The 6,475-nt window shown below is 69.1% G+C and carries 7 protein-coding genes; 2 read left to right on the top strand and 5 right to left on the bottom strand.

What is annotated here, in order from left to right; genetic code table 11:
* Positions 1 to 143: 143 nt before the first annotated feature.
* The 4 genes from ABZ887_RS50705 to ABZ887_RS50690 all read right to left on the bottom strand — a co-directional run bounded on the left by ABZ887_RS50705 (position 144) and on the right by ABZ887_RS50690 (position 3,751).
* Positions 144 to 365 (bottom strand): hypothetical protein, encoded by a 222-nt coding sequence (locus ABZ887_RS50705; protein WP_361306459.1) that lies wholly within the window; start codon positions 363 to 365, stop codon positions 144 to 146.
* 607 nt (positions 366 to 972) lie between these two features.
* Positions 973 to 1,689 (bottom strand): ParA family protein, encoded by a 717-nt coding sequence (locus ABZ887_RS50700; protein WP_361306457.1) that lies wholly within the window; start codon positions 1,687 to 1,689, stop codon positions 973 to 975.
* A gap of 164 nt (positions 1,690 to 1,853) precedes the next feature.
* A complete protein-coding gene (locus ABZ887_RS50695) occupies positions 1,854 to 2,426 on the bottom strand; it encodes a helix-turn-helix domain containing protein (RefSeq protein WP_361306455.1) in 573 nt (190 codons plus the stop codon).
* Positions 2,423 to 3,751, bottom strand: coding sequence for a transcriptional regulator (locus ABZ887_RS50690; protein ID WP_361306453.1), 1,329 nt, complete (start codon positions 3,749 to 3,751; stop codon positions 2,423 to 2,425). Before ABZ887_RS50690 ends, ABZ887_RS50695 begins: the two co-directional genes overlap by 4 nt.
* A gap of 895 nt (positions 3,752 to 4,646) precedes the next feature.
* Here ABZ887_RS50690 and ABZ887_RS50685 point away from each other — a divergent pair.
* Together ABZ887_RS50685 and ABZ887_RS50680 are read left to right on the top strand one after the other, a co-directional pair.
* Complete coding sequence (locus ABZ887_RS50685) at positions 4,647 to 4,781, top strand: hypothetical protein (RefSeq protein WP_361306451.1); 135 nt, start codon at positions 4,647 to 4,649, stop codon at positions 4,779 to 4,781.
* Positions 4,782 to 4,940: 159 nt separating this feature from the next.
* The gene (locus tag ABZ887_RS50680) at positions 4,941 to 5,378 is read left to right on the top strand and encodes a glutaredoxin domain-containing protein (protein WP_361306449.1); all 438 of its coding nucleotides are present in this window, start codon (positions 4,941 to 4,943) and stop codon (positions 5,376 to 5,378) included.
* A 100-nt stretch (positions 5,379 to 5,478) separates the two neighbouring features.
* Here the strand turns inward: ABZ887_RS50680 and ABZ887_RS50675 are convergent, their stop codons facing one another.
* The gene (locus ABZ887_RS50675; protein ID WP_361306447.1) at positions 5,479 to 6,210 is read right to left on the bottom strand and encodes an NAD(P)H-binding protein; all 732 of its coding nucleotides are present in this window, start codon (positions 6,208 to 6,210) and stop codon (positions 5,479 to 5,481) included.
* Between the last annotated feature and the right edge of the window lie 265 nt (positions 6,211 to 6,475).

Below are 6,475 nucleotides of genomic sequence, written 5' to 3'. Positions count from 1 at the left end.
CGGCTTCTGCCGGATCTTCATCGAAGCTCCGCGAAAGTGATTTCGACAACACTCCGTTTGGTGACCGGCGAGTACGGGCAGCCCGGCCGCCTTCGCGCGGGACCGCGTCCACCCTGTGCTGTGCGGGGCGAAGTGTCGGATGCTCAGAAGCCGCGGGTGGTGAGCCACTCGTCCATGGCGACGGCGACGATGTCGCCGAGCGGCAGGTGGTCGAGTTCGTTGTCCAGCGCGAAGCGCTTGATCCTCCGCTTGAGTTTCAGTGCGGCCGGCACGGACGAGTCGAGGGACTCGCGGGTGATGACACGCTGGTTGAGGAGGACCGCGACGTCGGGGATGTCTCCCGGACGTCCGGGTCCGGCGCCCACGGTGGGCCTTCGCTGGGCGTTTCGCCAGATCGAGCTCCGCGGTCGTGTCCAGGCGCGGGTTCAGAGCCCGGGATGGGGAAGACCGTTCCCCCTGCCACCGCCACTGGAGCAGTTGCCGGGCGGACCGCTACTTCCGAGGCCGTCGCCGCAGTGGTCGATGTGTCGGGGGCCGGGGAGGTCCCCTGGATCGCGTGCGGCTTGCTTTGCCCTGTGGTCTGAGGGGTGGGCGTCACAGCCTGCCCGGTGGTGACCGGGTTTCGCTGGGACGCGGCACCAGCTTCTTCAGCTGGCTGGCCCTTGGCCGATTCTCGGGCGGCGGCAGTCGGGAGATTTGCAGGAGCCGTGTCCGCGGCAATCGGCGGAGCTCCTGTCTCCGTGGCGACGGCCGGCGTCACAGTTGCCTCGACTACGGGCATGGGCGCGACGGTGGAGTCTGCTGGGAGTGTGATTTCGTCTGTGCGGGCTGTTGTTCGGGTGGCAGTCCGTTCGGTGGCGTACTGCTCGGGGGTGAGCTCGGCGGCCGGGGGAGGAGGCGGAGGGGTCGTGTTCCTGGCCCCGCCCAAGGTACGACCGCCCGTGCGGCGGGCGGGCGGCTTCATGCGTTCGGTCATGCTGCGGTCAGCTCCTTCATCAGCGCGGCGTACTCGCTCAGCTCGGTGGGGATCTCGCCGAAGGCCTCCATGTAGTGCACCCAGGAGTGGATGGTGGTCTCGGCGAGCGGGAACGCCTCGTTGCGGTCCGGGCCGATGCCCTCGCCCTCGGCGGGGTCGAGGAGTTGGTCCCTCGCCCGGCTGGGCAGGCTGGTGCGGTCGTCGGCCTTGACCATGACGACGTGGGCGGTGACGTCGTGGGGGTTGCGGGCGGCGGCGCGCTCGGCCTCGTCGAACGTGGCCACGAGCTTGCGGCGTTCGATCTTGGTGGGTGCGACCGGCATGAGCAGCAGGTTTGCCTCGGTGACAGCCTCGTGGAAGATGCGGGCGCTGCCGCCGCCGGCGTCGACCACGATCGCGCCGAACTCGGCGCGCTTGGTGTGGATGTACTCGGCGATGTCGTCGAACGGGTACCGCTCGACAACCAGGTTCTCGGGAATCTCGAAGCCGGCGGCCTGGGCGACCTTGAACCAGTCGTAGGCGGACTGGCTGGTCGCGTCGGCGTCCAGCAGCAACGTGGGCAGGTCGAGGACGGCGGCGTAGTAGAGGGCGATGAACCAGGCTGAGGTGGTCTTGCCGGTGCCGCCCTTGAGCATGCCGACGACGATCACGAACGCGTCCCAGACGTGTTCTGTGGCTGCGGCCAGGGTCTTGTGACGGGTGTTCTCGTTCACGTGCGCTTGATCTCCTGAAATGGGAAGGGGTGTTGTTTCGCGCGGTGTCTGAGAGCGGACCGCCGACGGGGGTGCCCGTGCTGACCTGTCGCGGCCGGAATGGCGCACGACCGCCTTCGCGGTCTGCCAGGCAGGGTGGGAAACAGCTAGGAGGACGTGGGAGCTCATGACCGCCTCCTTGTGTCGCGGGCCGGGCCGTGGTGGTGCTGGGGCCGCATGCGGGTGCCTGCTTGGTGCAGGAGCCGGTAGACGGTGGCGACGGAGTAGCTGTGCTCCCTGGCGAGGTCCGGGACCGTGGCGCCGGCCTCGTATCGGACCCGTAGGGACAGCGCGACCTTGTACCGTTCGGCGGCCCGGGCTGCGGCACGCACCCGCTGCGTCTGCTGGGGGGTGCGCACGGTGCCGCCGGCCTCGATCAGGAGGCGCCGGGCACCGCGCCTCGTCTCTCCCGCCGCTGCGGCGAGTTCGGTGAGCGTTGCGCCGTGCTGCTCGTACAGAGTGCGCAGATGGGCCGCGAGGCGCCTGCGGGCTTGTGGGTTCTGCCGCATCCGGCGGGTCTGCCAGGAGCTGCGCATGACGGTCCCGGCGTCGTGCAGCCGGTTGAGAACGGTGCCGTAGGACAGGCCGCTGGCGGTGACGAGTTCGTCGACCGTGGCACCGGACTCGTACTGCTGGCGCAGGGCCTGGGGCGTCACCGCCTCGCTCGCATCGGAGGTGGCCGGGGGATGTGGGTTCATGCGACGGACTCCCATTCGCTGAGGGCTTCGGCATGGGCGGCGGCCAGCTCGTCGTAACTGCGCTGGTCGGCGGGCGTGATGAGGATCAGGCGGCCGTCGGTGGCCACCCGCCAGCCAGGAGCAGCACGGCCGGTGAGCGGGTCGAGGACGCGCCCGTCGGGGGCCTGCCACGTCGGTGGGATCTCGTCGGGGCGTGGCACGGGTACGAGGACCTGGCGGCCGTTGCGGACGATCACGAGAGCCTTGCTGCGGTGCTCCGTAAACCGGTCCAGTGCCTTCTGGTAGGCCGCCCGCTCCGCCGTGTGAAGGGCCTTGCGCCGGGCCGCGATGCCCCAGGTGCCGTGTTGCTCGGCGACCTTGGCCCAGCCCTGTGCCGGCGTGTGGCTGTTGTCGGCGTCCGGGAGGCGGATGCCGAATCCCTCCAGCGCGCGTGGCGCGAGGGTCCAGGTCTCTCCGGTGTGCTGGACGAGGCCGTGGTTGGCGAGGCGTTCGAGGGTCCGGTAGGTGGTGGCGCGGGAGACCGAGGACGTACCAACGAGCTCGCAGACGGTCTGGTTGGGGCGCAGGTGCAAGGCGCTGATGATCATGAGGGCGGCGCTGCCGAGGCCGTGGTGGGCGAAGGCGTCGTGGCCCATCAGACGTGCAAGGACGGTGGAGTCGATGTCGGCCGTCGTGACCGTCTCAGAGGTGGTCCACTCCCCAAGTGCCGGGTCGGGGGGGAACTGAGTGGACCGGAAACGAGACAGCAGAGCCGGGCCACCGTGACCCGCGATGTTGCCGTTGCCCAGGTACCAGGTGGAGCCCTCCCGGCCATGGCCCACCCGCAGACGCCGCAGCCAGCCACGCGGCCGGAGGACTGTCTCGTAGATGACCCGCAGCGTCGTGCGGGAGATTCCGGCTTCCTCCGCGGTCTGCCGCTCACTGGCGTGGTGCAGGGGTCCGCCCGCGATCTCGGCGAAGTTCAGGTGCGCCCGCAGCACCCGCGGCGCGGTCCGTCCCCGCTCCCCGCGCCACGGTGTCGTCTCGATCCGGTTGCGCAGTGAAGCGAGGACCTCGTACGCGTCGTGCCGGGAGCTCAGCGCGATGGTGGTGCTGATCGTCTTGGAAGCGCTGTTCCAGACCCGGCGGATGTAGTCCAGGGCGCGTGTCTGCCCGGATCGCAGCGCGATGCTGCGAGTGTGCCGTCCGCCTTCGTGCTCGGGGTGCAGCAGAAGTTGGGTGAGCTGTTCGATGCTGCCGCCGGCGCGGGCGACGTGGCAGGCGATGGCCGCGGTGATCCGGTGTCCGTGCTCGGCAGCGCCCTGGCGGTCCCCGCGGGGGATCACGGTCCGGCCGTCGGAGGCGAGTCGGCTGTAACTGCCGGTGGCGTAGCGGCCGGTGAGGTCTCCGAGCAGAATGAGATCGGTTGCGGCAGACGGAAGTTGGGCGTAGCCCAGAACAACGCCGTTGAATTGGGATGCGTTTGGTCGAGAGAGGTCGTGATGGGTGTTGTGCGTCACGGTGGGGTCGTCTCGCAAAGACGTGGACGCCACCCAGGCCCGCTAAAACCACGGGTGGTGTCCGGGACCGACCTCCATCGGCGCCGGCGAGGTCTCCAGGATTGCCGTCCTGGAGGCCCTCGTCATACCGGCCCCGAGCGGAGGCAGGCGTCCCCATCGCAGCTCGACCGAGGTCGAAACAGAGCCCCGCCAGAGTGGTCCACTCTTGATCGACACCGGTCAACTCAAGTCCCTCAGAAGCCTGTTGCAGAGGCTGCTGCCTCTGACTGCCTCCGAGCGACCCGGGTCGAACCGGGGTCGAATCAGAGCGGTTTCCTCTGACTGCCTCCGTACGCCTCTGCAACCCGTCCTAGCAGGTCACAGCCTCATCGCCCCCACAAAAGCGCAGGTCAGAAAGATGCGCTAGCTGTACCACTGGTTCCTGGCGAAGGCGGTCATGTGAGGCATGGCGTTCGGCTCCCGTCGTTGGGTCGTGGCGACATCGTCGGGACGGGCTCCGGGGGTGCGCAAGGAGACTTCCGCGTCACGGAAGAGCAGCCGGAAAATGCCTGGTGAGAGGAGTGCTGCGGAGCATGGTGGCGGATGCCCACCGACAGGGGTGTGGCAGTCGTGCGTTGGGCTTGGGCTGCCGACCGACGTCGGTTGGGGGGATTCGACGAGTGGTGCCTGCGACAGGGAGCGGCCGGCCGTTGGCCTCGACTCGCCGGTGTCCGTGCGCGTCATGACACTGCACGACGAGAAGGGCGCCCCCGTCGAGTGGACAAGGTCGTACGTGGACCCGAAGCTCCCTGTCGCCGAGGAAGTCCGGGACGTGCACAAGGGGTACTGGACCATCCCGATGCGCGGGGCGAGATGACGGCGAGCGCCGCTCAGGGCAGGTCGGTGCGTGGTCCGACGACGCGGTATGCCGGGAAACCGCGACGCGACCGGGCCAGAACCGGTGCGGCCGGGGCACGGTGACGTTCCCGCATGCTGGGGTCGAGGACGTCTCCGCTCGTTGGTAGCCTGCGTCGTCATGATGCGTGTCTGGATTCCGCCGATGTTGTTCGTGCTGTGCGGCGCGGCCGTCGCCGCCGCGCTGACCGTCGGAGGGAACCCGGGCACAGCCGCGGTGGTGCTGCTGGTTTTCGTGCTGCTCGCAGGTGCGAACTCGCCCCTGATCTTCCCGAGGTCGATCGGTGCGCACGAGGCGCAGCGTCGTAGCGCGGCCGACGGCCGTCCGGTCGTCTTCTGGCGGCCGGGCTGCGTGTACTGCATGCGGCTGCGCATCCGACTGGGCCGCAGTGCCCACCGGTTGTACTGGGTGAACATCTGGCACGACCCCGCAGGAGCCGCCGAGGTGAGGGCGGCGAACGACGGCAACGAGACCGTGCCGACGGTGGTTCTGGCGGGCCGGCCGCGCACCAATCCCGATCCGGAATGGGTGCGGGAACGGCTCTCTTCTCCCGCCTGACGAGAAGCCGTGCGGCCACGCGCCCCCGAAGTGGACGGGGATGGAGGGCGCGGTGGCTCCGGGGCCCCGCCCGCTGACCGGCCGGCGTCGGGCCGCTGGTTCAGGAGAGCCAGTCGGTGTAGTGCGTGGGGGCGATCCGGGCGCCCTTCGGTGCGGTGAGGACATCCCCCTGGGCGGCGGCGAACAGGCCCGCGGTGTCGTCGGTGACGACGGAACGGCTGTCGCCCTTGGCCGACAGGGTGACTCGGCCGAGTTCGTCGAGCGGGTAGACGTCGGGACCCGCGACGTTGAGGACGCCGTTCAGGGGCCTGCCCGCGGCGACATCGGCGACGGTGGCGGCGACGTCCGCGGCGGCGATCGGCTGGATCGGCGTGCGCGGCAGGCGGACGGTGTCACCGTCGGTGGTCATGGCCAGGGTCGCGTCCATGAACTCCATGAACTGCGTGGCGCGGACGATGGAGTAGGGGACCGGCCCGGCCTTGAGGAGGTCTTCCTGAAGCACCTTCGCCCGGTAGTAGTCCAGATCGGGCACGCGGTCCACGCCGACGATCGAAAGGATGACGAAGTGCCCGACCCCGGCCTTCTCGCTCATGCCGAGCAGGTTGTCCATCGAGGTCTGGAAGAAGGCGAACGAGGCGTCGTCGAAGGTCGGGGAATTCGTCAGGTTGACGACGACGTCGGCGCCCGCGACGGCCTCCTCCAGTCCCTGACCGGTGAGGATGTCCACGCCCGTGGACAGCGAGTATGGCACGGCCTCGTGCCCGGCCGCGTTGAGGTCCGCCACGACCCGTGACCCGATCAGCCCGGTTCCGCCGATGACTGCGAACTTCATGGCATGCACCTTTCCTCGAGGCCTACTGTCCGATATATATCTTATGTCGATCCAGTTTCGGCAAGTGGTCGGGCGAGCCGGTGCTCCGCCGGATCGGCAGGTGTGTGCTGCCCTACAGTGACGCCATGAGCGATCATGCCGAAGCGCCTGTCGTGCCCGTCGAGGCCTATGAACCGTTCCTAGAGACTGAGCGGGAGTGAGTCCTGTTGCCAGAACTCATGCTCAGCCGGACGCCCCGAACGGTGTTGGGTGTCCTGGTCGACCG

This window comes from Streptomyces sp. NPDC047061 (genome assembly GCF_040643955.1).
GTDB lineage: Bacteria > Actinomycetota > Actinomycetes > Streptomycetales > Streptomycetaceae > Streptomyces.
The sequence above is the reverse complement of the archived record's forward strand: the minus strand, read 5'-3'. Positions and strand labels throughout refer to the sequence as shown.

What these genes read in the sequence shown, in the direction of transcription:
- ABZ887_RS50685 (WP_361306451.1), top strand. Translation starts at nt 4,647, where the DNA reads ATGACACTGCACGACGAGAAGGGCGCCCCCGTCGAGTGGACAAGGTCG.
- ABZ887_RS50675 (WP_361306447.1), bottom strand. Translation starts at nt 6,210, where the DNA reads ATGAAGTTCGCAGTCATCGGCGGAACCGGGCTGATCGGGTCACGGGTC.
- ABZ887_RS50680 (WP_361306449.1), top strand. Translation starts at nt 4,941, where the DNA reads ATGATGCGTGTCTGGATTCCGCCGATGTTGTTCGTGCTGTGCGGCGCG.
- ABZ887_RS50695 (WP_361306455.1), bottom strand. Translation starts at nt 2,426, where the DNA reads ATGAACCCACATCCCCCGGCCACCTCCGATGCGAGCGAGGCGGTGACG.